At 71.6% G+C, this 24,554-nt stretch carries 30 protein-coding genes; 18 read left to right on the plus strand and 12 right to left on the minus strand.

Annotated features, from left to right (window positions below; translation table 11 throughout):
- The first annotated feature begins 64 nt into the window (after positions 1 to 64).
- On the plus strand, positions 65 to 502 hold the full coding sequence (locus ACXJKD_RS11630; protein WP_457254714.1) for a phage tail protein: 438 nt from the start codon (positions 65 to 67) through the stop codon (positions 500 to 502).
- On the opposite strand, the gene ACXJKD_RS11635 is transcribed toward ACXJKD_RS11630, so the two are convergent.
- From ACXJKD_RS11635 to ACXJKD_RS11660, 6 genes are all read right to left on the minus strand, one after another.
- Complete coding sequence (locus tag ACXJKD_RS11635; protein ID WP_457254716.1) at positions 499 to 1,548, minus strand: P1 family peptidase; 1,050 nt, start codon at positions 1,546 to 1,548, stop codon at positions 499 to 501. The genes ACXJKD_RS11630 and ACXJKD_RS11635 overlap by 4 nt on opposite strands.
- Complete coding sequence (locus tag ACXJKD_RS11640) at positions 1,548 to 1,940, minus strand: VOC family protein (RefSeq protein WP_457254718.1); 393 nt, start codon at positions 1,938 to 1,940, stop codon at positions 1,548 to 1,550. Before ACXJKD_RS11640 ends, ACXJKD_RS11635 begins: the two co-directional genes overlap by 1 nt.
- Positions 1,940 to 2,395 carry a GNAT family N-acetyltransferase gene (locus ACXJKD_RS11645; RefSeq protein ID WP_457254719.1) on the minus strand — a complete coding sequence of 152 codons (456 nt, stop codon included), beginning with the start codon at positions 2,393 to 2,395 and terminating at the stop codon, positions 1,940 to 1,942. Before ACXJKD_RS11645 ends, ACXJKD_RS11640 begins: the two co-directional genes overlap by 1 nt.
- 121 nt (positions 2,396 to 2,516) lie before the next feature.
- Complete coding sequence (locus ACXJKD_RS11650; RefSeq protein ID WP_056922188.1) at positions 2,517 to 2,807, minus strand: DUF3263 domain-containing protein; 291 nt, start codon at positions 2,805 to 2,807, stop codon at positions 2,517 to 2,519.
- A 316-nt stretch (positions 2,808 to 3,123) separates the two neighbouring features.
- Positions 3,124 to 4,494 carry a pyridoxal phosphate-dependent decarboxylase family protein gene (locus ACXJKD_RS11655; protein WP_457254720.1) on the minus strand — a complete coding sequence of 457 codons (1,371 nt, stop codon included), beginning with the start codon at positions 4,492 to 4,494 and terminating at the stop codon, positions 3,124 to 3,126.
- Positions 4,495 to 4,534: 40 nt separating this feature from the next.
- Positions 4,535 to 5,191, minus strand: coding sequence for an HAD family hydrolase (locus ACXJKD_RS11660; RefSeq protein WP_457254722.1), 657 nt, complete (start codon positions 5,189 to 5,191; stop codon positions 4,535 to 4,537).
- A gap of 119 nt (positions 5,192 to 5,310) precedes the next feature.
- On the opposite strand from ACXJKD_RS11660, the gene ACXJKD_RS11665 reads away from it, so the two are divergent.
- The 3 genes from ACXJKD_RS11665 to ACXJKD_RS11675 are packed head-to-tail and all read left to right on the plus strand — an operon-like array spanning position 5,311 to position 8,155.
- Entirely contained in the window at positions 5,311 to 5,562 is a 252-nt protein-coding gene (locus ACXJKD_RS11665) for a DUF4242 domain-containing protein (RefSeq protein ID WP_457254723.1), read from the plus strand.
- A 9-nt stretch (positions 5,563 to 5,571) separates the two neighbouring features.
- The gene (locus ACXJKD_RS11670; protein ID WP_457254724.1) at positions 5,572 to 6,267 is read left to right on the plus strand and encodes a redoxin domain-containing protein; all 696 of its coding nucleotides are present in this window, start codon (positions 5,572 to 5,574) and stop codon (positions 6,265 to 6,267) included.
- A gap of 52 nt (positions 6,268 to 6,319) precedes the next feature.
- The gene (locus ACXJKD_RS11675; protein WP_457254725.1) at positions 6,320 to 8,155 is read left to right on the plus strand and encodes a BTAD domain-containing putative transcriptional regulator; all 1,836 of its coding nucleotides are present in this window, start codon (positions 6,320 to 6,322) and stop codon (positions 8,153 to 8,155) included.
- 38 nt (positions 8,156 to 8,193) lie between these two features.
- Here ACXJKD_RS11675 and ACXJKD_RS11680 read toward each other — a convergent pair whose 3' ends face one another.
- The 4 genes from ACXJKD_RS11680 to ACXJKD_RS11695 form a co-directional block, all read right to left on the minus strand.
- Entirely contained in the window at positions 8,194 to 8,397 is a 204-nt protein-coding gene (locus tag ACXJKD_RS11680; protein ID WP_457254726.1) for a hypothetical protein, read from the minus strand.
- A gap of 107 nt (positions 8,398 to 8,504) precedes the next feature.
- Positions 8,505 to 8,918 (minus strand): arsenate reductase ArsC, encoded by a 414-nt coding sequence (locus tag ACXJKD_RS11685; protein ID WP_457254727.1) that lies wholly within the window; start codon positions 8,916 to 8,918, stop codon positions 8,505 to 8,507.
- Positions 8,915 to 9,589, minus strand: a complete 675-nt coding sequence (locus tag ACXJKD_RS11690) for an aquaporin (protein ID WP_457254728.1) — start codon at positions 9,587 to 9,589, stop codon at positions 8,915 to 8,917. Before ACXJKD_RS11690 ends, ACXJKD_RS11685 begins: the two co-directional genes overlap by 4 nt.
- 11 nt (positions 9,590 to 9,600) lie before the next feature.
- On the minus strand, positions 9,601 to 10,182 hold the full coding sequence (locus tag ACXJKD_RS11695) for an ArsI/CadI family heavy metal resistance metalloenzyme (RefSeq protein ID WP_457254729.1): 582 nt from the start codon (positions 10,180 to 10,182) through the stop codon (positions 9,601 to 9,603).
- Positions 10,183 to 10,294: 112 nt separating this feature from the next.
- Here ACXJKD_RS11695 and ACXJKD_RS11700 point away from each other — a divergent pair, with 112 nt between their 5' ends.
- The 6 genes from ACXJKD_RS11700 (at position 10,295) to ACXJKD_RS11725 (ending at position 15,887) form a co-directional block, all read left to right on the plus strand.
- Positions 10,295 to 10,660, plus strand: a complete 366-nt coding sequence (locus ACXJKD_RS11700; protein ID WP_457254730.1) for an ArsR/SmtB family transcription factor — start codon at positions 10,295 to 10,297, stop codon at positions 10,658 to 10,660.
- Between the two features lie 46 nt (positions 10,661 to 10,706).
- Positions 10,707 to 11,384, plus strand: coding sequence for a uracil-DNA glycosylase (locus ACXJKD_RS11705; RefSeq protein ID WP_457254732.1), 678 nt, complete (start codon positions 10,707 to 10,709; stop codon positions 11,382 to 11,384).
- The gene (locus ACXJKD_RS11710) at positions 11,381 to 12,229 is read left to right on the plus strand and encodes an SGNH/GDSL hydrolase family protein (RefSeq protein ID WP_457254733.1); all 849 of its coding nucleotides are present in this window, start codon (positions 11,381 to 11,383) and stop codon (positions 12,227 to 12,229) included. Before ACXJKD_RS11705 ends, ACXJKD_RS11710 begins: the two co-directional genes overlap by 4 nt.
- Before the next feature lie 141 nt (positions 12,230 to 12,370).
- A complete protein-coding gene (locus ACXJKD_RS11715) occupies positions 12,371 to 13,555 on the plus strand; it encodes an acyl-CoA dehydrogenase family protein (protein ID WP_457254734.1) in 1,185 nt (394 codons plus the stop codon).
- Positions 13,556 to 13,561: 6 nt separating this feature from the next.
- A complete protein-coding gene (locus tag ACXJKD_RS11720; RefSeq protein ID WP_457254735.1) occupies positions 13,562 to 14,326 on the plus strand; it encodes an SDR family NAD(P)-dependent oxidoreductase in 765 nt (254 codons plus the stop codon).
- A gap of 163 nt (positions 14,327 to 14,489) precedes the next feature.
- On the plus strand, positions 14,490 to 15,887 hold the full coding sequence (locus tag ACXJKD_RS11725; protein ID WP_457254736.1) for a vanadium-dependent haloperoxidase: 1,398 nt from the start codon (positions 14,490 to 14,492) through the stop codon (positions 15,885 to 15,887).
- A 34-nt stretch (positions 15,888 to 15,921) separates the two neighbouring features.
- On the opposite strand, the gene ACXJKD_RS11730 is transcribed toward ACXJKD_RS11725, so the two are convergent.
- Positions 15,922 to 16,362 carry an N-acetyltransferase family protein gene (locus tag ACXJKD_RS11730; RefSeq protein ID WP_457254738.1) on the minus strand — a complete coding sequence of 147 codons (441 nt, stop codon included), beginning with the start codon at positions 16,360 to 16,362 and terminating at the stop codon, positions 15,922 to 15,924.
- Between ACXJKD_RS11730 and ACXJKD_RS11735 the strand changes: the two genes are divergently transcribed.
- Complete coding sequence (locus ACXJKD_RS11735) at positions 16,361 to 16,855, plus strand: YciI family protein (RefSeq protein ID WP_457254739.1); 495 nt, start codon at positions 16,361 to 16,363, stop codon at positions 16,853 to 16,855. The genes ACXJKD_RS11730 and ACXJKD_RS11735 overlap by 2 nt on opposite strands.
- A gap of 291 nt (positions 16,856 to 17,146) precedes the next feature.
- On the opposite strand, the gene gabT is transcribed toward ACXJKD_RS11735, so the two are convergent.
- Positions 17,147 to 18,478, minus strand: coding sequence for a 4-aminobutyrate--2-oxoglutarate transaminase (gene gabT / locus ACXJKD_RS11740; RefSeq protein ID WP_457254740.1), 1,332 nt, complete (start codon positions 18,476 to 18,478; stop codon positions 17,147 to 17,149).
- Between the two features lie 168 nt (positions 18,479 to 18,646).
- Between gabT and ligD the strand changes: the two genes are divergently transcribed.
- The 7 genes from ligD to ACXJKD_RS11775 all read left to right on the plus strand — a co-directional run bounded on the left by ligD (position 18,647) and on the right by ACXJKD_RS11775 (position 24,554).
- Positions 18,647 to 19,618 carry a non-homologous end-joining DNA ligase gene (gene ligD, locus ACXJKD_RS11745; protein ID WP_457254741.1) on the plus strand — a complete coding sequence of 324 codons (972 nt, stop codon included), beginning with the start codon at positions 18,647 to 18,649 and terminating at the stop codon, positions 19,616 to 19,618.
- A gap of 136 nt (positions 19,619 to 19,754) precedes the next feature.
- Positions 19,755 to 20,159, plus strand: a complete 405-nt coding sequence (locus ACXJKD_RS11750; protein ID WP_457254742.1) for a TOBE domain-containing protein — start codon at positions 19,755 to 19,757, stop codon at positions 20,157 to 20,159.
- On the plus strand, positions 20,156 to 20,983 hold the full coding sequence (gene modA, locus ACXJKD_RS11755; protein WP_457254743.1) for a molybdate ABC transporter substrate-binding protein: 828 nt from the start codon (positions 20,156 to 20,158) through the stop codon (positions 20,981 to 20,983). The genes ACXJKD_RS11750 and modA overlap by 4 nt, the downstream gene beginning before the upstream one ends.
- Positions 20,984 to 20,999: 16 nt before the next feature.
- The gene (locus tag ACXJKD_RS11760) at positions 21,000 to 21,803 is read left to right on the plus strand and encodes an ABC transporter permease (RefSeq protein WP_457254858.1); all 804 of its coding nucleotides are present in this window, start codon (positions 21,000 to 21,002) and stop codon (positions 21,801 to 21,803) included.
- Positions 21,804 to 21,833: 30 nt separating this feature from the next.
- On the plus strand, positions 21,834 to 22,886 hold the full coding sequence (locus ACXJKD_RS11765) for a sulfate/molybdate ABC transporter ATP-binding protein (RefSeq protein WP_457254744.1): 1,053 nt from the start codon (positions 21,834 to 21,836) through the stop codon (positions 22,884 to 22,886).
- 190 nt (positions 22,887 to 23,076) lie between these two features.
- Entirely contained in the window at positions 23,077 to 23,820 is a 744-nt protein-coding gene (locus tag ACXJKD_RS11770; RefSeq protein ID WP_457254746.1) for a calcium-binding protein, read from the plus strand.
- Positions 23,821 to 23,921: 101 nt separating this feature from the next.
- Positions 23,922 to 24,554, plus strand: a complete 633-nt coding sequence (locus ACXJKD_RS11775) for a hypothetical protein (protein WP_457254747.1) — start codon at positions 23,922 to 23,924, stop codon at positions 24,552 to 24,554.

Here is a 24,554-nt window from a genome sequence, read left to right on the forward strand (position 1 = left end):
GTGTCCGCGCCCGGCGAACGGCGCTGGGGGTCGCCGTCGCGTGCGGCTGGTGCCACCCTGAGACATGGCCGCACACCCCGACCCGCTCGAGGGCTCCAACTTCATCGTCGACTTCGCCGGCACGGACGACGCGTCGTTCTCCCACGTCGACCTGCCGGTGGCCCTGCTCGACGAGGTCGCCTACCGCTCCGGCGACGACCGCGCGAACGAGCCGCGCAAGCAGCCCGGGCTCGCCAGCTACTCCCACCTGGTCCTCAGTCGGGGCCTGACCGCCAACCTCGACCTCTGGAACTGGTGGGAGGCCGCCCGCAACGCCGACCCCGCCGTGGACCGCACCGTCGTCGTGAAGCTGCTGGACGGGACCGGTCAGCTCGTCCTGACCTGGAAGTTCCGCAACGCCTTCCCGGCCGTCTACCGGCTGAGCCCCCTCGACGCCGCGTCCAGCGACCTCGTCATCGAGACGGTCGAGCTCGCCTTCGACTCCATGGACGTCGAGGTCTAGCTGGAGGTTCGGACCGCCGACGGGAACGCGTCGCGGTAGGACCGCAGGTCGACGGCGCCGTTGGCGACCGACTCGGCGGCCAGCACGGCGTGGCCCACGGCCCTGCTCACGCAGTCGCCGGCGGCCACCATGAGGGAGTGCAGGGCAGGCAGCTCCGGGGCCGGCCGCGCACCGGTCGCGAGGGTGAACAGCGTGTCGCCGTCGAGCAGCGTGTGCACCGGGTGGATGGCCCGGGCGAGCCCGTCGTGCCCGAGCCCGCTGACCTTCGCGCACTGCGCCTTGGTGAGCGTCGCGTCCGTGGCGATGACGCCGATCACCGTGGCCATCCCCGGCCGCACCCGCTGCCCCTCGTATGCCGCGTCGGCCCGGGCGCGCGCCGCGGCCAGCTCGTCCGCGCTCGGGACCCCGACGTGGGCGAACTCGTCGCCGAGCCCGTAGCGGGCCGCGAGCAGCTCACCGGTCCGATCGTCGTGGGGCGCGCCGAACGAGTTGAGCGCGACGAGGGCCGCGACGGTCGTGCCGTCGTCGAGGACCGCGCTCGCCGAGCCGATCGCCCCCTTGAGCCCGCCGGCCCGCGCTCCCGTCCCCGCGCCGACACACCCCTGAAGCACGGCGTCGGCGGACGCGACAGCCAACGCGTCGGCACCGTCCGCGGCAGTCGGGGTGTTCGCGAACACGCCACCCCGCCCGAGGTCGAACAGCACCGCCGCAGGGACGATCGGGACCACCTGCCCGGGCTCGCCCATCGGCCAACCCAGCCCGGCGGCATACAGCTGCTGCACGACGCCGTCGGCGACGGCGAGGCCGAACGCGCTCCCGCCGGTGAGCACCACGGCGTTGACGCGGTCGACGAGGTTGCGGGGGTCGAGCAGGTCGGTCTCGCGCGTGCCCGGCGCGCCACCTCTGACGTCCACGCCCGCCATGGCCCCCGCATCAGGGGCAACCACCACGGTGCACCCGGTGAGCCAGCCCTCCTCGCGGCGGGTGGCGTGGCCGACCCGCAGCCCGGCGACGTCGGTGAGTGAGTTCGTGGGCCCCGGGCGCATCAGTCGTCGGTCGCGTCGGGTGCGTCAGGCCGCGCGTCGATGATGCAGAACCGGTTGCCGTCGGGGTCCTCGAGCACCTCGAAGTCGCGCTCCCCCTCCGGGTAGTGCCAGTCCTCGACGAGGTGGGCGCCCAACCCGACGAGTCGCTCGATCTCGGCCTGTTGGTCGTGGGCGTAGAGGTCGAGGTGGATGTGGGGGTGCAGCAGGGGTCGGGTGTCGCCGAGGTTCAGCGAGAGGTTGGGCCCGATGCCGTCACGGGGACTGAGGATGACCCAGTCGGGCTCTGGTTCGTAGCGCGGCGCGTAGTCGAGGGCGGCGGCCCAGAAGGCCATCGCCCGTGGCACGTCGCGGACGTTGACGACGATCGACCCGATCCTGAACGCGGCTCCCATCACAGCTCCATCCGGTAGGCACGGGCGTCAGCGACGAAACCGACGCGCTCGACCATCGCTGTGGTGTGGACGCCCGCGGCCATCGTGACGGCGCGCAGCCCCGAGTCACGGGCCCACCCCACGGCTGCGTTGAGCAACACCTCCCCCGCTCCGATCCCGCGGTGCTCGGGGCGGACGAAGAAGGTGTCGACGACCAGCTCCGCTTCAGCCCCGGGCCCGCGGCCGGGCCAGGGCAACGGCTCGACGACCAGGCCCTGGAGGTAGCCGGCGTGGTCGTCGCCGGCCTCGGCGATCCAGACCGGGCGGACCTTCTGGCTCGCCGACCAGGCACGGGCGAACCGGTCGAGGAAGCCGACCTCGCCCTGACCTCCCCGGTGCCGGGCGCACTGCAGCGTCAGGGCCGCCACGACGAGCGCGTCATCGGGACCAGCCAACCGGGTTCGCACTTCGCCCACGCCAGAAGTCAACCACGCGGAAGTGGACCGGGACACCGGATCGGAGGCCTTGCCCCGGAGCGGACGCAACAACGCCCGTACAGTCACTTCTGCACGGGCGTTGGTGAACCAGGGGGCTCGGTCAGAGCTGGATGCCCAACCGGCGTGCGCTGCGGGCGCGCTGGCGCGAGGCCCGCAGCCGGCGCAGCCGCTTGATGAGCATCGGGTCGGCCTCGAGGGCGGCCTGCGAGTCGATGAGGGCGTTGAGCACCTGGTAGTAGCGCGTGGCGCTCATGTCGAACAGCTCACGGATCGCCTGCTCCTTGGCGCCGGCGTACTTCCACCACTGGCGCTCGAAGGCGATGATCTCGCGGTCACGATCGCTCAGCTCCGTGGTGACGCTGACCTGACCCTGCTCGTGTGCGGCGTTCAACTCTCGACCCAATCCTTGCCTGGTGTGCAGACGTCGTGTGCAGCCTGACCGTGCGTGCAGGAGCAACTATACGGAGCGAATCACACGCTTGTCATTCCACTCGCGAACTCCGGCACGACCGTTCTGAACGGGTTTGGTCACACCCGTCCCACTCGCCCCATCAGGGTCGCTGCGCCTCAGGAGGGCAGGGCTGGCAGGCCATTGGAGACGCTATGCCGTGCCCCACCAGGTGGGGCAGGGGGCGCTGGCGGCGTGCCCCATGTGGTGGGGCACGGCATAGCGTGCCAAGGCATGGTCACTGGGACCCGAGCGTGGATCAGGCCATCGTGTCGAGGATCGCGGTGATGTCTTCCTCGGAGGTGCGCGGGTTGACGATGGCGAACCGGGTCAGGGTCTCGCCGAGGTGCGAGGTGGGGACGACGAATGCGAACTGCTCGGCGAGCAGCCGGTCGGACCACTCCTGGTAGTCCGCCGCCGTCCAGCCGAGCCGCCGGAAGACGACCACCGACAGGTCGGGCTCGCGGACCACCTCGAGGTAGCCGCGCCGCTCGATCTCCTCCGCCGCGAACCGGGTCACCTCCAGCGTCCGCTCGACCGCCTCGCGGTAGGCATCCGTGCCGTGGGTGGCGAGGGAGAACCAGAACGGCAGGCCACGAGCCCGGCGGGTCAGGCCCACCGAGTAGTCGGTGGGGTTCCAGTCGGGCTTGTCGGTGAGCACGTCGAGGTAGGACGCGTGCTGGGTGTGCGCGGCACGGGCCATCGCCGGCTCGCGGTAGATCAGCGCGCAGCAGTCGAACGGCGCGAACAGCCACTTGTGCGGGTCGACGATGAACGAGTCGCAGTGCTCGATGCCTGCGTAGAGGTGACGCACCGAGGGGGCCGCCAGACCGGCGCCGCCATAGGCACCGTCGACGTGGAACCAGATCCCGAACTCACGGCAGACCTCTGCCACCGAGGCGAGGTCGTCGACGATCCCGAAGTTGGTGGTGCCGCTGGTCGCGACCACCGCGAAGAACGTCTCCGGCCCGTTGGCGACCAGGACCTCGCGCAGGGCAGCGCCACTGAGTCGACCGCGGTCGTCCACCTCGACGCCGACCAGCTCGGCATCCATGACGTCGCAGGCCGACTGGATCGACGAGTGCGCACCGTGCGTCGCGGCCACCCGCCACGGCCGAGCCCCCGCGCCGCTGCGAGCCTCGCGGGCCGCCTTCGTCCGCGCCGTGTGCCGGGCGGCGACGAGGGCCGAGAGGTTGCCGATCGTGCCACCGGGCACGAAGACGCCACCGGCCTCCTGCGGCAGGCCGACCAAGTCGGCGATCCAGCGCAGGGCCTGGTTCTCGGCATACACCGCGCCGGCACCCTCGAGCCACGAGCCGCCGTAGATCGACGACGCCCCGACGACGAGGTCGAACATCGCCGAGGCCTCGGTGGGGGCACACGGGATGAAGGAGAGGTAACGGGGGTGGTCGGTGGAGATGCAGGCCTGGGCGAGGTGCTCCTCGAAGAGCTTGAGCGCCTCGAGCCCGCCGATGCCGTCGCGCGTGATGGTCTGGCCGGCCGCCGCGTCGAGCTCGGCGAGCGTCTGGGGCCCGTCGAGTGGGACCGGGTCGAGCTTCAGGCGGTCGGCGGAGTAGGCGAGGATCGCGTCGCCGAGGGCCTCGAGGTTCTGGTCGCTGTAGCCGTGCACGCGGCGAGTCTAGGGCGCAGCCGGGCGCCGGGTGCAGGGCTCAGTCGAGGGCCGTCTCGAACAACGCCGTGCGCAGCCCGACCACGTCCGCGACGAGGGCGTCCGGGCGGGTCGCGGCCAGGGCCGGCTCGAGCCCGGCACCCCAGGTGACGGCCACCGCACCCATCCCCGCCGCGCGGGCGGCCTCGACGTCGACGGTCGCGTCACCGACGTAGACGCAGTCGTGCGGCGCGGCACCGAGCTGCGCCGCGGCATACAGGAGGGGCGCGGGGTGGGGCTTGTGGAGGGTGGTCTCCTCCTGCCCGGCCAGCACGTCGATGCGGTCCTCGAGACCGACGGCGCGCAACCCCAGGCGCACGGTGTCGCCCTTCTTGCTCGAGACCACGCCGGTGCGGGCGCCAGCGGCGTGCAGGTCGTCGAGCAGCTGCGGCACCCCCTCGACGGTGCGGATGAGCTCGTCGTGGTTGGCGAGGTTCCAGGTGCGGTAGACGTCGGTGAGCTCGGCGCCGCGGCCCGGGTAGCGCTCCTCGAGCACCGGCTGGAGCGGTCGGCCGATCCACGAGCGCACCTCGTCCTCGGGGGCCTGCTCGCCCAGGACCGAGCCGAGCGCGTGGTGGTACGACGCGACGATGAGCGCGATGGTGTCGGCGAGGGTGCCGTCGAAGTCGAACAGGACGACGGGCCAGCGTGGGGTCACGGGCTCGAGGTTAACGAGGCGCGTCGGGACACCGTCAAACGCGGGGTCACACGCCGGGGGGGTTCCCTTCAGGACGAAGGCTCGGCGACCGACGCCGACCTCGGAACGAAAGGAACGACATGTCCTTGTTCATGGACGTGCACACCATCGAAGGTGGCCTCACGGCTGGAGACGTCGCGGGGGCTCATCAGGCCGACCTGTCGGCTCAGGCGCCGCACGGTGTCAACTACCTGCGCTACTGGGTGGACGAGGCCGCGGGGAAGATCTTCTGCCTGGTCGATGCACCGGACGCGGAGGCCGCGAACACCGTGCACCGCGAGGCGCACGGTCTCGTGGCCGACGAGATCTACCCCGTCATCGAAGGCTTCTAGGCGGGCGACATGACCGAGTTGACGTCCGCCACGACGCGGCCTTCGGTGCCCGAGCCGTCCCTGGGGTCCTCGGTCGCGGACGCCGAGACCGCATGGTTGGACCGGTGGTCCGCGGGACCGACGGAAACCGACCTCGTCCTGCTGCGCGATGGGTTCGAAGCGCCTGACCTGAGCCTGCCCGATCACACCGGTACGGTCCGACGGCTGTCGGAGCTCTGGTCCGGGGCACCGGCCCTGCTGATGTTCTGGCGCCACTTCGGCTGCAGCTGCGGGGCGACCAGGGCCGCGCGGCTCGAGGCCGAGTGGTCGGACTACTGCCACGCAGGGCTCAACCCGGTCATCGTCTCCCTGGGGGACCCGGTGCGCGCCAGCGCGTACCGGGTCACCCACCACCTTTCGGCTCCAGTGCTCTGCGACCCCGGCGCGCGCGCCTTCCGGGCGTACGGGATCGGACACTGGTCGGTGGAGCGTGTGCTCTACGACGCGCCCCACGCCTTCCTGTCCCACTCGCCAGCAGTCGGCCAGGCCTTCCAGGACAGCCGACGCCGCCGTGGCAACCCACCGGTCGACGACCCTTGGCGGTCGGTGGCGGAGTTCGTGATCACGCCGGCCGGACGGGTACGGCTGGCGTACGGTTACCAGTACTGCGAGGACTTCCCGGATCCTCGCGTCATCACCACAGCGGCGCGAATGAGCGTGGGATGACGAGCGCGTCAGCCCGGCGTCCGGCGGCAGCGCCGTCGGGATCGGAGGTCCGATGAGTCTGTCCGTGCAGCTCCTCGGCAGGCCACGGATCGTGCAGGCGTCCGGCGAGTCCCACCCCTTCCGGAGCCGCAAGAGCTGGGCACTGCTGACCTACCTGGTGCTGGCGGACCGGCCGCCGAGCCGCAGCCAGCTCGCCCAGCTCCTCTTCTCCGACGCGCAGGATCCGCACCGTGCCCTGCGCTGGACGCTCTCCGAGCTGCGCCGGGGTCTCGGGCGGGAGGCGGCGGTCGAGGACGACCCCGTCCGGCTCTCCCTCCCGCACGACACCGTCGTCGACGTCGAGGTGCTCGCCCGCGGCGCCTCCGGCGACGCCATCGCGCTGCCCGGCCTCGGTGCCGGCCTGCTCGAGGGGATGACGTTCCGCGCGAGCGCGGCATACGAGATCTGGTTGCTGGCCCAACAGCGGCACCTGACGGCTGCCTCCGAGGCGATCCTCCACGAAGCGGCGGTCCGGTCGTTGGCGCGTGGTGCGTGGCAGGAGGCCATCGGCTACGCGGCCCGTGTCACCGCCATGAGCCCGCTGGACGAGAACCACCAGGCGCTCCTGATCCGCCTCTACCGCCTCGCGGGTGACGACGACGCGGCCGAGCGACAGTTCGCCGCGTGTTCGGCGCTCTTCACCAGCGAGCTCGGCACGCCTCCCGGGGCGGCCGTGCTCGCTGCCCGTCGGACCACCAGACCCAACCCGCTCGCGGAGGCGGACGACGCCACCATCGAGGCGATCATCGAAGCCGGTACCGCGGCGATGGGCGCCGGCGCGCTGGAGGCAGGGATCCTGTCGTTGCAGACCGCCACCCGACTGGCCGACGGCGCGCGCAAGACCCGACTTCGGGTGCGCTCGCGGCTCGTCCTGGCCGAGGCGCTCGTCCACGCCCTCGGAGGACTCGACGAGGAGGGCTTGGCCAGCCTCTACGAGGCCGACGAGATCGCGGTCGCCCACCAGCTGACTGATGCCGTCGCGGCGGCCCGCGCCGAGCTCGGCTACGTCGACTTCCTGCGCGCCCGGTATGATCGGGCCCAGCTGTGGCTGAACGACGCGCTCCGACTGGCTGACGGCTCACCCGCCATGATGGCGAAGGCCACGACGTACCTGGGCTCGGTCGAGAGCGACCGGGCGAACTACGGGCCGGCTCGAGCGCTGCTCGAGCAGGCCGTTCACCACGCACGGAAGGCCGAGGATCCCCGGCGAGAGGCCTTCGCGCGGTCGATGCTGGGCCGGATCAGCCTGTTGTGCGGCGACCTGGACGGGGCCCACGGCCAGCTCTCGGCCTCGGTCGCGCTGGCCCAGCGGGACCACTGGTTGTCCTTCCTGCCCTGGCCCCAGGCCCTCCAGGGCGAGGCGGCGCTGTCGGCCGGCGACCTGGGAACTGCCGCGGAGGTCCTCGACCAGGCCTTTGCCCGCGCCTGCCAGCTCGGCGATCCCTGCTGGGAAGGCATCACGGCTCGGGGGCTCGCGCTGGTGGCGGAGGCGGACGGGGAGGTACCGCGAGGGTTCGACCTCCTGGCCGAGTCACGAACCCGCGCTGACCGGCTCGCCGATCCCTACGTGTGGCTCGATGGCTACATCCTCGACGCGCAGTGCGTGCTCGGTCTGCGACACGACCATCCAGACACCGCCAGATGGGTCGAGGACCTGCGTCAGCTGGCGTCACGCACCGGAATGCGCGAGCTCGTCGTCCGGTCCCTCCTCCACGGAGCGGCCCTCGGTCAGGGCGGTGACGCCGAGGCGGCAGCGCTGCTCGCACGCCACATCGACAACCCGGCGCTGACCGGCCTGCTCGACGCTCGACCATTCCTCGGGACGCCGAACCCCCAGCCCACGGCGTGACAGCGGGCTGGAGGTTCGGCGCGTCCCTCGCCGGCCAGTCAACGATCGACGGTACGGACCGCCGCGAACCGTGGCAGCCGCCAGGCCCGGAGCCGGCGTGGCAGGGGGATCCGGCCCAGCGTGCGGGGCGCGCGAACGACACTGCGGACGGCCTGGGCCTGGGCGGACCGGTGCGCCGCCTGGCGGCTCAGCTCCCCACTGGACAGGTTCGAGGACCACCAGATGTCGGTGGATGTGACCATCGTGCTCTCCTTAGGGTCCGCCCGGCGTCGGTCGCCGAGCGTCTTCCTGAAGGGAACCGGAGGGTCGTGTGAGCCCGCGTTTGACGATCCGGTGGCGTGGGCCTGGCCTAGCTCGAAGGCTCGACGCCGAGCTCGCGCAGGAGCGTCTCGACGCGGGTGCGGATCTCGTCGCGGATCGGACGGACCGCCTCGACCCCTTGCCCGGCCGGGTCGTCGAGCACCCAGTCCTCGTACCGCTTGCCCGGGAAGTAGGGACAGGTGTCGCCGCACCCCATCGTGACAACCACGTCGGAGGCCTCGACGGCCTCGACCGTGAGCACCTTCGGGATCTCGGCGGCGATGTCGATGCCCTCCTCGGCCATCGCCGCGACGGCGGAGGGGTTGACCTCGTCGGCCGGTTGGCTCCCGGCGGACCGCACCTCCACGGCGCCACCCCCGAGGTGGGTCAGGTATGCCGCGGCCATCTGCGAGCGCCCCGCGTTGTGGACACAGACGAACAGGACGGAGGGCTTGTCACTCATGCGGCGCTTCTTCGGGTCGTAGGGCGGTCGGCAGAGGGGACTTCGAGGATACGCAGGAGACTGAGTGCGGCCGCGACCCCGACGAGCTGGGCCAGGACGAAGGCCGGGACGCTGGAGGGAGCGATCCCCGAGAAGGTGTCGGAGAAGGCGCGAGCCACGGTCACGGCCGGGTTGGCGAACGACGTCGAGGAGGTCAGGAAGTAGGCGCCGAAGATCCAGGCCGGGACCACGAGGGCCGCCCGACCACCGTCGCGCAGGAGACCGATGGTGAGCACCAGCCCCGCCGTGGCCACGACCTCCCCGAGCCACAGACCGGAGCCGGTGCGCTGGTGGTGGGACAGGTGGAGGGCAGGCAGCCCGAACATGAGGTTGGCCAGCACGGTGCCGGCCACGGCGCCGACGACCTGGGCCACGGCATACGGCGCGACGGCGCGCCAGGGATGGGCCCGTCGGACCGCCAACGCGACGGTGACGGCGGGGTTGAGGTGGGCACCGCTGAGCGGGCCGAGGCTGGAGATCAGCACCCCGAGGACGGCTGCGGTGGCCGCGGCGTTGACGAGGAGCTGGAGACCCACGTCGTCGGTGAGCCGCTGGGCCATCACGCCGGAGCCCACGACGGCCGCGAGCAGGCCCGCGGAACCGATCAGCTCAGCCGCCAGGCGGGACCGCATCGAGGTAGTCGTCAGCAACAGGCAGCCTCGGCCATGAGGGCGCTTCCGGCCGCAGCGGTCGGGGGGACCGCGGTGGCCGTGGTGGCCGTGGTGGCCGTGGCGGCCGTGGTGGCCGCGCCGCCTGCGCTGGTGCAACACCCACCGTCGTTGCTCGCAGCCACACCCGCCCCCACCAGGGGGAGGCTGGCCGTCGCCGGCCGGCCGGTCGCGGGGTCGTCGTCCTTGACGGTGTAGACCTCCCACGGGGCGCCGGCCGGGTCGTGCACCCAGACCTTGTCCTGCAAGGCATAGCAACACGTGGTGTCGCGCTCGTCGAACGCCGCCAGCCCCGCCTCGCGCAGTCGGTCCGCCCCGGCCTCCACCTCGGCGCTGCTGTCTACCTCGATGCCCAGGTGGTTGAGCGCCTGGGCCGTGCCCTCACCCCGCTGGTCGGCCGGGACCTCGATGAGCACGAGCTTCAGCGGGGGCTCGGCGATGGCGAAGTTCGCGTAGCCCGGGCGACGCTTGTGCGGGGTGGTGCCGAAGAGCGTCGAGTAGAACTCGACCGAGCGCTCGAGGTCGGCGACGTTGAGCGCGAGCTGGACACGAGACATGGGCGTGCTCCTTCATCCGTCGGACTTGCATCGACTATGGTCTATGCAGGAAGTGAAACGGTTATATTGATGTTTGTCAATATCGAAGCCGCTCAATCTCTCAGGAGGACCCGTGCCCCAGCTGATCGCCACCCTGCGCGACACCACCGCGGCCGCGGCCGACGGCGAAGCCTGCTGCGGCACGCTGACGACCGACGAGGCGATGGGTCGCGAGCAGGCCGAGGCGACCGCCCAGCTGCTCAAGGCGGTCGCCGACCCGGTGCGGCTCCAGCTGCTGTCGCTGATCCGGTCGTCCAAGGGACACGAGGCGTGCGTCTGCGACCTCACCCCGGCCGTGGGCCTCAGCCAGCCGACCGTGAGCCACCACCTCAAGGTGCTGACCGAGGCGGGCCTCCTGACCCGCGAGCGCCGCGGGACGTGGGCCTGGTTCCAGCTGGTGCCGGCACGGCTCGACGACCTGGGGGCGATCTTCCGCTGAGCGGGCCAACTGAGCCAGCGCGGGTGAGCCGGGCTAGTTTCTGGGTATGCCGCCCGCTGCCCTGACCGAGCTCGTCCACCCCTCTTGGGCAGCCGCCTTGGAACCCGTGGCCGACACCGTGGCGGCCCTCGGTGAGTTCCTGCGGGGGGAGGTCGCCGCCGGACGGGGCTACCTGCCCGCGGGCAAGCACGTGCTCCGGGCGTTCGAGCGCCCCCTCGACGACGTGCGGGTGCTCATCGTCGGGCAGGACCCCTACCCGACGCCCGGCCACGCCGTCGGGCTGTCGTTCTCCGTCGCGCCCGACGTGCGTCCCGTCCCCCGGTCGCTCGTCAACATCTACACCGAGCTGGAGAGCGACCTCGGGATCCAGCGGCCGGCTTCCGGTGACCTGTCCCCCTGGGCCGACCAGGGGGTGCTGCTGCTCAACAGGGTGCTCACCGTGGCCCCGGGCAAGCCGGCGAGCCATCGCGGCAAGGGCTGGGAGTCAGTCACCGCGGCCGCCATCGTGGCCCTGGTCGAGCGCGGCGGACCACTCGTCGCGATCCTGTGGGGCAGGGACGCGAGGAACCTCGTGCCGCACCTGCCCGGCATACCGGCCATCGAGAGCGCCCACCCCTCCCCACTGTCGGCGCACTCGGGCTTCTTCGGCAGCAAGCCGTTCAGCCGCGCCAACGACCTCCTCGCCCAGCAGGGCGCCGCACCGATCGACTGGAGCCTGCCGTGACCGACGTGCCAACCCCCGACCTGGCCGATGACAACCAGACCCACCTGCCCGAGCGCGGCAAGGTCTGGCACCGCTACGTCGCGATCGGCGACTCCTTCACGGAGGGCATGTCCGACGCCGACCCCACCCGGGACAACTCCTACGTCGGGTGGGCCGACCGGCTCGCCTCGCACCTGGCCGCGATCGCGCACCGGGAGGGCGGCGACTTCGCGTACGCCAACCTCGCCGTGCGCGGCCGCCTGCTCGCCGACGTGATCGGACCCCAGCTCGACGCGGCCATCGCGCTCGGTCCCGACCTCGTCTCGATGGTCGGCGGGGGCAACGACATCCTGCGGCCCAAGGCGGACCTCGACGCCATCGCAGCTCGGCTCGAGGCGGCGGTCGTGCGGCTGCGCGACGCGGGCGCCGACGTGCTCCTCGCGACACCGACCGACCCGGTGGGAGCGCCCCTGCTCAAGCACCTGCGGGGTCGACACGCGATCCACTCGGCCAACATCTTCAGCATCGCCCAGCAGCACGGCGCCTACGTCATCAACCAGTGGGGCATGAAGGCCCTGCAGGACTTCCGGCTGTGGGCCGACGACCGGATCCACATGACGACCGAGGGCCACCGACGGGTCGCCCTCAACGCACTGTCGGCGCTCGGCCACGACACCGACCGGGCGGACTGGTCGACGCCCCTGCCGCCGCAGCCACCCCAGGCCCGACGCGAGTCGGCCGCCGCGAACGCCGAATGGGCCAGGACCCACCTCGCTCCCTGGGTGCAGCGGCGGCTCAGGGGCGAGTCCTCGGGCGACACCGTGCAGGCCAAGCGCCCCCAGCTCACCCCCGTCGACCCCACCTGACTCGTCGGCCATCCATGCAAAAGGCGAGTTAGCGCCGCTTGAGCCCGGCGCTAACTCGCCTTTTGCATGGATGAGCGCCGGCGGGGTGCCGCTGACCTGCGGGATTCAAGTACTAGGACGTCCTACAACTACCATCGGGCCATGCCTGCGAACCGCCTGATGCCCACCGAGGAGGGCCAGGACCTCATCGACCTCACGCGCGAGATCTGCCAGAAGGAGCTGCTCCCACAGGTCGACGAGGCGGAGCGTCGCGCAGCCACCACGCCAGAGCTCCCGCGGGACGCCTTCCGCGTGCTGGGCCGGGCCGGCCTCCTGTCGCTCCCCTACCCCGAGGACTTCGGTGGTGGCGGGCAGCCCTACGAGGTCTACCTCCAGGTCGTCGAGGAGATCGCCTCGGTCTGGATGTCGGTCGCCGTGGGTGTCTCCGTCCACTCCCTCACCTGCTACCCCGTCGCCCAGTTCGGCTCGCGGGCGCAGCAGGAGGCCCTGCTCCCCGGCATGCTGTCCGGTGACCAGCTCGGCGCCTACTGCCTGTCCGAGCGCAACTCCGGCTCCGACGTCGCGTCGATGGGCGCCCGGGCGACCGCCGACGACGACGCCGACCCCACGGCATACACGCTCAAGGGCACGAAGGCCTGGATCAGCCACGCGGGCCACGCGGACTTCTACACCTCGTTCGTGCGCACGTCCGACGACGGCGGACGCGGGTTGTCGTGCATCGTCGTGCCCGGCGACGCCGAGGGCCTGGCGTTCGGCGCCCCGGAGAAGAAGATGGGGCTGCACTGCGACACGGTGAGCGAGGTGCACTTCGAGGGCGTGCAGGTCCCTGCCGACCGGCTCGTCGGCACGCCCGGCCAGGGGATGGCCATCGCACTGTCCGCGCTCGACTCCGGTCGCCTCGGAATCGCTGCTGCCGCAACAGGATTGGCGCAAGCCGCCCTCGACCGGGCAGTCGCGTACGCCAAGGAGCGCGAGCAGTTCGGGCGCCCCATCGGTGACAACCAGGGACTGGCCTTCCTGCTCGCCGACATGGAGGCAGCCGTCACGAGCGCGCGGGCGTCGTACCTGCACGCCGCGCGACTCCACGACGCCGGGCGACCGTTCACCAAGGAGGCGGCCGTGGCCAAACTGGTGTGCACCGACAACGCCATGCGCGTGACCACGGACGCGGTGCAGGTGCTCGGCGGCGCCGGCTACACCCAGGACTTCCCGCTCGAGCGCTACATGCGCGAGGCCAAGGTGACCCAGATCTTCGAGGGCACCAACCAGATCCAGCGGCTCGTCATCAGCCGCCAGCTCCTGAAGAGCACGTCCAAGAGAGGCTGACAAACCTTGCAGATCAACGATTCCACCGTAGCGATCGTCACCGGCGGAGCCAGTGGCCTCGGCGGAGCCACGGTCCGTCGGCTGCACGCCGACGGTGCGGCCGTCGTGATCCTCGACCTCCCCTCGTCCCCCGGCGAGGCGCTGGCCGCCGAGCTGGGCGAGCGCGCCCGGTTCGTGGCCACGGACGTCCGCGACGAGGCGCAGGTGCAGGCGGCGATCGACGTGGCCCGCGAGCTCGGCACGCTCCGGATCGTGGTCAACTGCGCAGGAATCGGCACCCCCGGTCGCGTCGTCGGCAAGCGCGGACCGCTGCCGCTCGAGGACTTCACCAACGTCGTCACGATCAACCTGATCGGCACGTTCAACGTCCTGCGCCTCGCGGCAGCAGCGATGCTCGACAACGAGCCCGTTGACGGCGACCGCGGCGTCGTGGTCATGACCGCGTCCATCGCCGCCTACGACGGGCAGATCGGCCAGGCCGCGTATGCCGCCAGCAAGGGTGGCGTCGTCGGCCTCACCCTCAGCGCGGCTCGTGACTTGGCGGACAAGGGAATTCGCGTCATGACCGTCGCCCCGGGGACGTTCATGACGCCCATGCTCGCGGGTCTGCCGCCTGAGGCCACGGCGGTCCTCGAGGCGCAGGTGCCGCACCCGTCGAGGCTGGGAAGCCCCGACGAGTACGCCAACCTGGTCGCCCACATCGTCGACAACGGCATGCTCAACGGCGAGGTCATCCGGCTCGACGGCGCACTGCGGATGCCTCCTCGCTGACCGCCCAGGGTGCTGACCGCGGCCCCTCGCGAACGGTGGTCCATACGCTCTTCTACTGATCCCGCCGACGCTCGCGTGGTGGCACCATCAGGAGTTGGGCCTGACTTGGAGGCGTCGGGTGTCCCACTCGTCCCGCCATGGGCCCCCGTCGAAGGGACCAGCCATGAGAGCACGCTCTCGGGCCGGAGCAGGGACGGTCCAGCACGCAGCAACTCAACACCTCACACCGGGACGCCCGTGGCGCCGCGGGGCAGGGTTCATCCTGACCGCAGCCCTCGGAGTCGCCCTCAGCGCCGCAGCCGGCACTCCAGCCACAGCTCGACAGGCCACTCCTCAGGACAGCTCCGCAGTGCTCCTCGAGTGGAACCTCCGGGCTCAACCCATCACCACCTCACTGCGACCGACCGCCCACGGCCAGGCCCGCGGCACGGCCATGGTGGCTGGCGCGGTGTACGACGCGGTCAACGCCGTCCACGGCGGGCACCAGCCCTACCTGCTCGACCTCGACGCCTTGGCGATCAGTCCGGGAGCCTCCACCGACGCGGCTGTCGCCACCGCCGCCCACCACGTGCTCGTGGCCCTTGCGCCGGCCCAGGAGGGCACGCTCGACGGCGCCCTGGCGGCCACCCTCGCCGCAGTCCCGGACGGCGCAGCGGAAGACGAAGGGGTCCGCGCCGGAGCAGCGGCAGCCAAGGCGATGCTCGACTCCCGCCAGGGCGACGGGTTCATGGCACCGTTCACGTTCGAGCTCGGCACGGAGGCGGGCGACTGGCGCCCCTTCCCCGCAGGCGGGCTCGACCCGGACCCGTGGGTGGGCAACCTCCGCCCGTTCCTCATCACCAGCCAGGACCAGTTCCCGTCCTCCGGCCCGAACTCGCTGACCAGTCGCGAGTACACGAAGGAGTTCAACGAGGTCAAGGAGCTGGGCTCGCTCACCAGCACCAGCCGGACCCCGGCCCAGACGAGGACGGCGATCTTCTGGCAGACGGCACCCGCGCCGCTCTGGCACGGCATGGCACGCGACCTCATCACCCGGCACGACCTCGGCGCCGCCGACGCGGCACGGTTGCTGGCCAGCATGAGCCTCGCAGGCGCTGACGGCGCCATCGCCTGCTGGAACGACAAGTACAACTGGTACTTCTGGCGGCCGGTGGCGGCCATCCGTGAGGCCGACACGGACGGCAACCCGGCGACGACTGCCGACCCCACGTGGCTCCCGCTGTTCGACCCGTCGACGGCGACCACGCCCCCGCTCTCGAACCCGCCGTTCCCGGAGCACCCCTCGGGGCACGGCTGCGTCACGGGCGCCACGCTCGGCGCCGTGGAGGCGTTCTTCGGGACCGACAAGGTGACCATCAACGTCTCCTCCGGCCGCTACCCGGGTGAGGTCCGCACCTTCTCCCGGCTGTCGACGGCGATGGACGAGGTCGTCGACGCGCGAGTCTGGGGCGGCATCCACTTCCGCACCGCCGACGTCGTGGGCTCGCAAATCGGCTCGAAGGTCGCCCGGTGGATGGACAAGCACTACTTCGAACCGGTCCACGGCGGCTCGTCCGGTTAGCCGGACCGCCAGGTCGGGTCGCCAGGGCGGACCGCTAGGTCGGAAGGCGCTCGTACTCCAGCAGCACGGGAAACGGCACGAACGTCTCCGGCTTCTCGCGACCCGTGGGACGCCACCCCAGCCGCTCGTAGAACCGCCGGGCCCGGTGGTTCTCCCGAAGGCACCAGAGCAAGCGGCTGGGGACGGCGTCCATCAGCTCCGTGGCCAGGCCCGACCCCCACAGGTCGGCCCTGACCCCGAGGTGCAGCACCGTGGTCGCGTCGAACGCGGCGAACGCCGTCAGCCCCTGGTCGTCCTCGCTCACCACCGTCGTGCTCGCGGCGTCGGCGAGCACCTCGTGCCACCGGTCGAGCACCACCTGGTCGGGGTACGGGTGCGTCTCGGGCGGGAAGACGTGCGCGAGGGCGACGAGGTTGGCCGCCTTCTCGAGGTCCCGCAGCGCCACCGCGTCCCGGCCGGTCGCAGGCCTGAACATGCCCGCCATGCTGCCATGCTGCCACGCGGCATACCGGCAGCCCGCCGCCGCCCGCGAGGTGCGTGACGGGGCGGCCGAGGGCGATGATGGACGCCGAGGGGAGGTGGCCATGGATCGACCACCGGGTGTCCCGGACACCTTCGACATCCGCACCGTCGTCTACCTCCGGCGGGGAGACAACCCCCCTGATCTGGACGAGGTCGAGTCCACAGCGCTCCACCACGCCCACCTGGCCCACCTCGCAGACCTGGGCCGGCGGGGGATCATCGTCGCCAACGGCCCCCTCCTCGACCAGTCCGACGACACCATCCGCGGTATGTCGGTCTACTCGGTCGACGCCGTGGAGGCCCGCCGCCTGGCCGAGCAGGACCCTGCCGTGCGGGCCGGTCGGTTCCGCGTGGACGTGGCGCGGTGGGCCGTCGCCTCTGGGCGGATCGCCTTCCCGGAGCACGAGGGTCCGGTGGGCCGCGTGGTGGCCTTCGAGGACCTCTGACTGCTGACGTGGCAAACCCCGCCGACCTCTTGCGCGAAGCGGCGGGGATGGGTCAAGATCAGCGGACCTCCTTCGGGAGGCCAGTCTCCCTCGGGAGACACGAGACCCGGCCAACTCATACTTGGCCGGGTCTCACCTTTTGTAACAGGGGAAACAGACCCGGCCGGTGACCGACACGCAACGCCCGCGTAAACACTGGCGGGCCGAAGGACACCGCCACCTGTGGTTGGTTCGGTGCGGAAACGCCCGGATCTCCGGGTGGTTCCGCACGAACCGCGAGCAGGCCCGAGCTCAGACGGACTCGGCGAACGCTTCCTCGAGGATGTCGAGGCCCTCGGAGAGCAGGTCGTCGCCGGCCGAGAGCGGCGGCAGGAACCGGAAGACGTTGCCGAAGGTGCCGCAGGTCAGGGTGACCAGGCCGCGGGCGTGGCAGGCCTTGTTGATCCGCCCGGTGAGGTCGGCGTCGGGGGTCTTGCGCTCGAGGTCGCTGACCAGCTCGACCGCCAGCATCGCCCCGCGACCGCGGATGTCGCCGATGACGCCGTACTTGTCGGCGAGCGCCTCGAGCCGCGGGCGGAACAGCGCCTCGACCGCGCGGGCCCGTCCGGCGAGGTCATCGGCCTTCATCGTCTCGATCGCCGCGAGGGCGCTCGCACACGCGACCGGGTTGCCGCCGTAGGTGCCGCCGAGGCCACCGACGTGGATCGCGTCCATCACGTCGGCCCGACCGGTCAGCGCGGCCAGCGGCATGCCACCGGCGATGCCCTTGGCGGTGGTGATGAGGTCCGGCACGACGTCCTCGTGCTCGGAGGCGAACCAGTCGCCGGTGCGGCAGAACCCGGTCTGCACCTCGTCGGCGATGAACAGGATCCCCTGCTCGGTGCACCAGTCCGAGACCTTCTTCATGAATCCCGGTGCGGGCACGATGAACCCGCCCTCGCCCTGGATCGGCTCGAGGATGACGGCGGCGGTGTTGTCCTCGCCGACCTGGGCGTGCACGAGGTCGACGAACTCGGTGAAGGCCTCGTCGGCGCACGACTCCGGGCCGGTGGGCCAGCGGTAGGGGTAGGCCATCGGCACGCGGTAGATCTCGCTCGCGAACGGACCGAACCGGTGCTTGTAGGGCATGTTCTTCGCGGTCAGGCCCATCGTCAGGTTGGTGCGTCCGTGGTAGGCGTGGTCGAACGCGACGACGCCCTGGCGCCCGGTGAAGTGGCGGGCCACCTTGACGGCGTTCTCGACCGCCTCGGAGCCGGAGTTGAAGAGCGCAGAACGCTTGTCGTGCGTGCCCGGCGTGACCTCGGCCAGCACCTCGGCCACCTCGAGGTACTCCTCGTAGGGCGTGACCATGAAGCAGGTGTGGGTGAAGTCGTTGATCTGTGCGGTGACGGCGTCGATGACCCGCTGGTTGCCGTTGCCCACGGTCGTCACGGCGATCCCCGAGCCGAAGTCGATCAGCTGGTTGCCGTCGACGTCGCGCAGGATCCCGCCCGCCGCCTGCTCGATGTAGACGGGGAGGCCGGTGCCCACGCCGGCGGACACCGCGGCGAGCTTGCGCTGCTGGAGGGCCTGGCTCTTGGGGCCGGGGATGCTGGTCGCGAGGACACGCTTCTGTTCGAGCATGCGCCGAGCATACGACCGCCCGGCTTCCCCTTTATCGGGTCTAGCAGGAAGGTTGCGCTTCGCCCGAGAACCCTTCCCCGGTGAAGCGCAACTTGGTCCCTCAACCCGATAAAGGGGAGGTATGCCGCGTGCGTGGCGGCGCGGCATACCTCCCCTTAGCGTGGGGGCATGGCATCCAAGGCGAGCTCGCCCGCGGTCGAGGTAGAGGTCGGCGAGCGCGAGGTGCGCATCTCGAACCCCGACCGCGTCTACTTCCCGGCCCGCGGCGAGACCAAGCTCGACCTCGTCAACTACTACCTCTCGGTGGGCGACGGGATCGTCAACGCGCTGCGCGAGCGGCCCTGCATGCTGCACCGGTTCCCCGAAGGCGTGGCGGGCGAGAAGGTGCACCAGAAGCGGGTGCCCCACGGCGCCCCGCCGTGGCTCGAGACGGTGCGCGTGACCTTCCCGCGCTGGAACCGCACGGCTGACGAGCTGTGCGTCACCGAGCTCGCCCAGGTCATCTGGGCGGTGCAGATGTCGACCGTCGAGTTCCACCCGTGGAACAGCCGCCGGGCCGACGTGGAGAAGCCCGACGAGTGGCGGATCGACCTCGACCCTGGGCCCGACTGTCCCTGGGACCGGGTGCAGCGCGTGGCCCACGTCGCCCACGAGGTGCTCGACGAGCTCGGTGCCGTCGGCTGGCCGAAGACCAGCGGCGGGTCGGGGATGCACGTCTACGTGCGGATCAAGCCGGAGTGGGGCTTCAAGGACGTGCGTCGCGGGGCCTTGGCGTTCGCCCGGGAGGTCGAGCGACGCATGCCCGACGACGTCACCACCACCTGGTGGCGCAAGGACCGCGACCCCGCCGACCTCTTCGTCGACTACAACCAGAACGCGCGCGACCACACGATCGCCGCCGCCTACTCGGTGCGCGGCAACCCGATCGGCACGGTGTCGGCCCCGATCCGCTGGGACGAGGTGGACGACGTGGTCCCCGACGACTTCACCATCGCGACCATGCCGGCCCGCTATGCCGAGCTGGGCGACCTGCACGCGGGGATCGACGACGCGGTGTTCGAGATCGACCAGCTCGTCGAGTGGGCTGACCGTGACGAGCGCGAGGGGGCCGACGAGCCGCCCGAGCCCGACGCCGACTGAGAGCACGACCGAACCCCCGTCGGTGCCGAAGGTCGGTGCCGAAGGTCGACGCCGAACCCGACCGCGGAATGGAGGCTCCGCTTCTGCGGAGGAAAGTGCTCCACACAACCGCAGGTGCGGGGGTAGTGTTCTCGTCATGCCGCTGATGAGGATCAAGGACGCCGCGTCGTTCCTCGGCGTGAGCGACGACACCGTGCGCCGCTGGGTCGACAGCGGCGCGCTCGAGGCCGACTCCGACGAGTCCGGCCGCAAGGTCGTCGACGGCTACCAGGTGGCGCTCCTGGCCCGCGACCAGGCCCACGCGGTCGCCGACCCGAGCGCCGTCGGGCGGTCGGCTCGCAACCGCTTCGTGGGCCTGGTCACCGACATCAAGCGCGACACCGTGATGGCCCAGGTCGAGATGCAGTGCGGTCCGTTCCGCGTGGTCTCGCTGATGAGCTCCGAGGCCGTCGACGACCTCGCGCTCGAGCTCGGGTCGGTCGCCATCGCGGTCGTGAAGTCCACCACCGTCATCGTCGAGACTCCTGAAGGAGCGTCATGACCATCCTTCCCCGCCGCGCACTGCCGGCCGTGGCCCTCGCCGGCCTCCTCCTGACGACCGCAGCCTGCGGGTCGGGATCCTCGACGGACGACGGGTCGCCGCAGGGGGGCGGCTCGTCGTCGACCTCGTCCTCGCCCGGGGGCGAGCTCAGCGGCACCGTGACGGTCTTCGCCGCCGCCTCGCTGAAGAAGACGTTCACCGCGATCGGCGCCGAGTTCGAGAAGGCCCACCCAGGGGTGACGGTGACCTTCAACTTCGCCGGCTCCTCCGACCTCGTGGCCCAGATCCAGCAGGGCGCCCCCGCCGACGTCTTCGCCTCGGCCGACACCAAGAACATGGACAAGGCCACCGGTGACTCGCTCACGGCGGCCGCCCCGGTCGACTTCGCGTCCAACACCCTGGAGATCGCGGTGCCCCCGGGCAACCCGGCCAAGATCGCGAGCCTGGCCGACCTGGCCAAGCCCGGCCTGAAGGTCGTGCTGTGCGCCCCCGAGGTCCCCTGCGGCTCGGCCGCGGCGAAGGTCGAGGCGGCGGCAAAGATCGACATCAAGCCGGTCAGCGAGGAGCAGTCGGTCACCGACGTCCTCGGCAAGGTCACGAGCAAGGAGGCCGACGCGGGCCTGGTCTACGTCACCGACGTGAAGGGCGCGGGCGACGCCGTCGAGGGCGTGGAGTTCGCCGAGTCGTCGTCGGCCGTGAACACCTACCCGATCGCGACGCTCAAGGCCAGCAAGAACGCCGCTGCCGCCCAGGCGTTCCTCGAGGCAGTCACCGGCGAGCCCGGGCAGGGCATCCTCGCGGCCGCCGGGTTCGCCAAGCCGTAGCCTGCACGTCGTGCCCCTGGTTCCTGCAACACCGCGAGGTCAACCGCGGCTGGGACTGCCCACCTGGGTGTTCGTCCCCGCCGCGGTCGGGGCGACGTTCGTCGTCCTCCCCCTCGTGGCGATGCTCACCCGGGTGGAGTGGGGCAGCTTCGGCTCGCTCATCACCTCCGAGTCGTCCCGCGCGGCGCTGGCGCTGAGCCTGCGGACCTCGTTGGCGAGCACCGTGCTGTGCATCCTGTTCGGCGTGCCCATGGCGCTCGTCCTGGCGCGCACCGAGTTCCGGGGTCAGTCGATCGCCCGCTCGCTCGTGCTGCTCCCGCTCGTGCTGCCACCGGTGGTCGGTGGCATCGCCCTCCTCTACACGTTCGGTCGCAGGGGGTTGCTCGGGCACTCCATGGAGGTGCTGGGCCTGCAGATCGCCTTCTCCACCACCGCGGTCGTGATGGCCCAGACCTTCGTGGCGCTGCCGTTCCTCGTCGTCAGCCTCGAGGGCGCCCTCCGCACCGGCGGCCAGCGGTTCGAGGAGGTGGCCGCGACCCTCGGCGCCCGACCCACCACGGTGTTCCTGCGCGTCACCCTCCCCCTCGTCCTGCCGGGGCTGGCGTCCGGGGCGGTGCTGGCGTTCGCGCGAGCCCTCGGCGAGTTCGGCGCCACGATCACCTTCGCCGGCAGCCTGCAGGGAGTCACCCGCACGCTGCCCCTGGAGATCTACCTCCAGCGCGAGACCGACCCGCAGGCTGCGGTCGCCCTGTCGCTGGTGCTGGTCGTCGTGGCGACCGTCGTCATCGCCCTCACCCGACGGTCGCGGACCGCGCTGTGACCAGGGCGGCGCAGTGACAAGGGCGGAACAGTGAAGCTCGAAGCCCGCGTGGGCTTCCCCGACCGCGACCTCGACCTCGGGCTCGCGGTCGAGGCGGGGCGCACGCTCGCGCTGCTCGGCCCCAACGGCGCGGGCAAGTCCACGGCGCTCGCCTCCATCGCCGGCCTCCTGCGCCCGGCGTCCGGCCGCATCACCCTCGACTCCCGAATCCTGTTCTCGCACCACGGCGACAGCGATGCCACCTGGGTGCCGCCGCACGCCCGCGGGGTGGCGCTGCTGGCGCAGGAAGCCCGCCTCTTCCCCCACCTGTCGGTGCTCGACAACGTGGCCTTCGGCCCACGCAGCGCCGGTATGCCGCGTGGCCGGGCTCGCGAAGTGGCGCACCAGTGGCTGGCGCAGGTGGACGCGGAGGACTTCGCGGACCGGCGACCCGCGGCCCTCTCCGGCGGTCAGGCCCAGCGGGTCGCCATCGCCCGCGCGCTCGCCACCGAGCCCCCCCTGCTGCTGCTCGACGAGCCGCTCTCGGCGCTGGACGTCGACTCTGCCCCGGCCATCCGCCAGCTCCTGCGCAGGGTGCTCCAGGGCCGTACGACCATCGTCGTCACGCACGACATCCTCGACGCCGTGCTGCTCGCCGACGACGTCGCCGTGCTCGAGGCGGGACGCGTCGTCGAGGAGGGGCCCACCTCGCGGGTGCTGACCCGGCCCACCAGCCGGTTCGCGGCGCGCATCGCCGGCCTCAACCTGGTGCGCGGCACGGCCCACGGCACCACGGTGTCCACGCCGGAGGGGCTCCACGTCGAAGGCCTGTCGGAAGACGACCTGGCCGACGGCTCAGCGGCCGTCGCAGTGTTCAGCCCGAGCGCCGTGGGTGTCTACCGCGTCGCGCCCTCGGGCAGCCCGCGCAACGTCGTGCACGCGACGGTCACCGAGCTGGAACCGCATGGCCACCAGGTGCGGGTGCACACGGCATACCTCTCGGCGGACATCACGCCGGCGGCGCTGGCCGACCTCGACCTGGCCCCGGGCGCCGAGGTCGTGCTCACGGTCAAGGCCAGCGAAGTGGCCGTCTACGCCGCCTGAGGGCTGGCCGGGCGTCCGGCTTGGGGGCTGGCTTCGCGGCCGGCGTGGGGCGGGCCGCCGATACCCCTCGTCCCACCTCGGGGCGACAACGCCGCCGTACTAGGACTTCTGGGCCATGACGGGCCAGATCGGTCACGGCACGGTGGTTCGTGGGCCCGCACGTGCCCGCTGACCAGGGAGGAAGACCACCATGCGCAGACTGCCGTTCATCACCACCGGAGCCCTTGTCCTCACTCTCGGACTCGTACCGGCCGCCTCGGCACAGGACGAGCCGGACCCCTGCCTGCTCATCTTCGGAGTGGATGCCGCGACGATCCTCGGGACCGCCGGACCCGACGTCATCGTCGGCACCCCCGGCCCAGACGTGATCCTGGCCGGAGCCGGTGACGACGTGGTCACCGGCGGCGGTGGCGACGACCTGATCTGTGGCGGGCCCGGCAGCGACCGCCTCGACGGCGGCGACGGGAGTGACTTCATCCTCGGTGACACCGGGGAGACCTTCCTGCTGGGCAACCCGGCAGGGATGAACGTCCCCGGCGGCGACGACCAGCTGGTCGGCGGTGCCGGCGACGACCAGCTGGCCGGCGAGGGCGGTGCCGACCTGCTCCGAGCCGGTGACGGCAACGACTTCGCGACCGGGCAGATGGGTCGCGACACCGTCATGGGCGAGGCGGGCGACGACGAGCTGTTCGGCGGCCCGGCCGACGACGTCGTCAACGGTGGCGCCGGCAACGACGTGGTGGTCGGCAACTTCGGCAACGACACCGTGCTCGGCGGCAGCGGTGACGACCTGATGACCGGGGACAACCCCGCACCCGTGACGCCCGGGCCCTCCTTCGACGTCTGCAACGGCCAGCAGGGCGAGGACTTCGCGGTCGAAGGGTCGTGTGAGCGGCTGAACCAGGTGGAGTCGACCGGTCCGCTGCCCGAGTGAGCTCGCGCCACGCCGCGGACGACGCTCGCCCGCGGCGTGGCGGTGCCCGAGGTCGCGGGGTCCGCGCCGCGCGGGAGCGCCGGGTCCACCATGATCTCCTCATGCCCGCCACCAGAAGGGCCCCCGACAGAGGGGCCAGCAACAACGGGGTTCACGACTCGAGTGTCCGCGCAGGCTGGTGGGCGCCCGCCGCCGTCCTGGCGCTGACCGTCGTGCAGCTCGGCGTGGGCACGTTCGCGAGCAGCCTGCAGCAGTTCGAGGGCAAGGCCTTCGGAGCCCGGCTCGTGGCGTACCCCGTGATGATGCTCGTGGTGCCCGTGGTCTGGTGGCTGGTGCACCGGGGGCGCGGGGCCAGGGTCCCGTGGGGCGCCTTCGGCCTGGTGATGGCTCCCTTCCTCATCGACGTCACCGGCAACACCCTCGACCTCTACGACTCGGTGGTGTGGTGGGACGACGCCAACCACTTCGTCAACTGGGTGCTGCTGTGTGCCGGCCTGGGTCTCCTACTGCTGCAGAGGATCCAGCCACCGTGGGCACGCGTGCTGCTGGTGACCGGACTCGGTGCCGTGCTCGCGATCGGGTGGGAGCTCGGCGAGTGGTACACCTTCATCCGCCACGGCACCGAGCTCGACACGGCCTACCAGGACACCCTCGGCGACGAGGCGCTCGGCACCCTCGGCGCCCTCGTGGCCGGGCTGGTCCTCCGCCGACCACCCCGCGCCGAGCGCGACTGA

The sequence above is a fragment of the Pedococcus sp. P5_B7 genome (assembly GCF_054049895.1).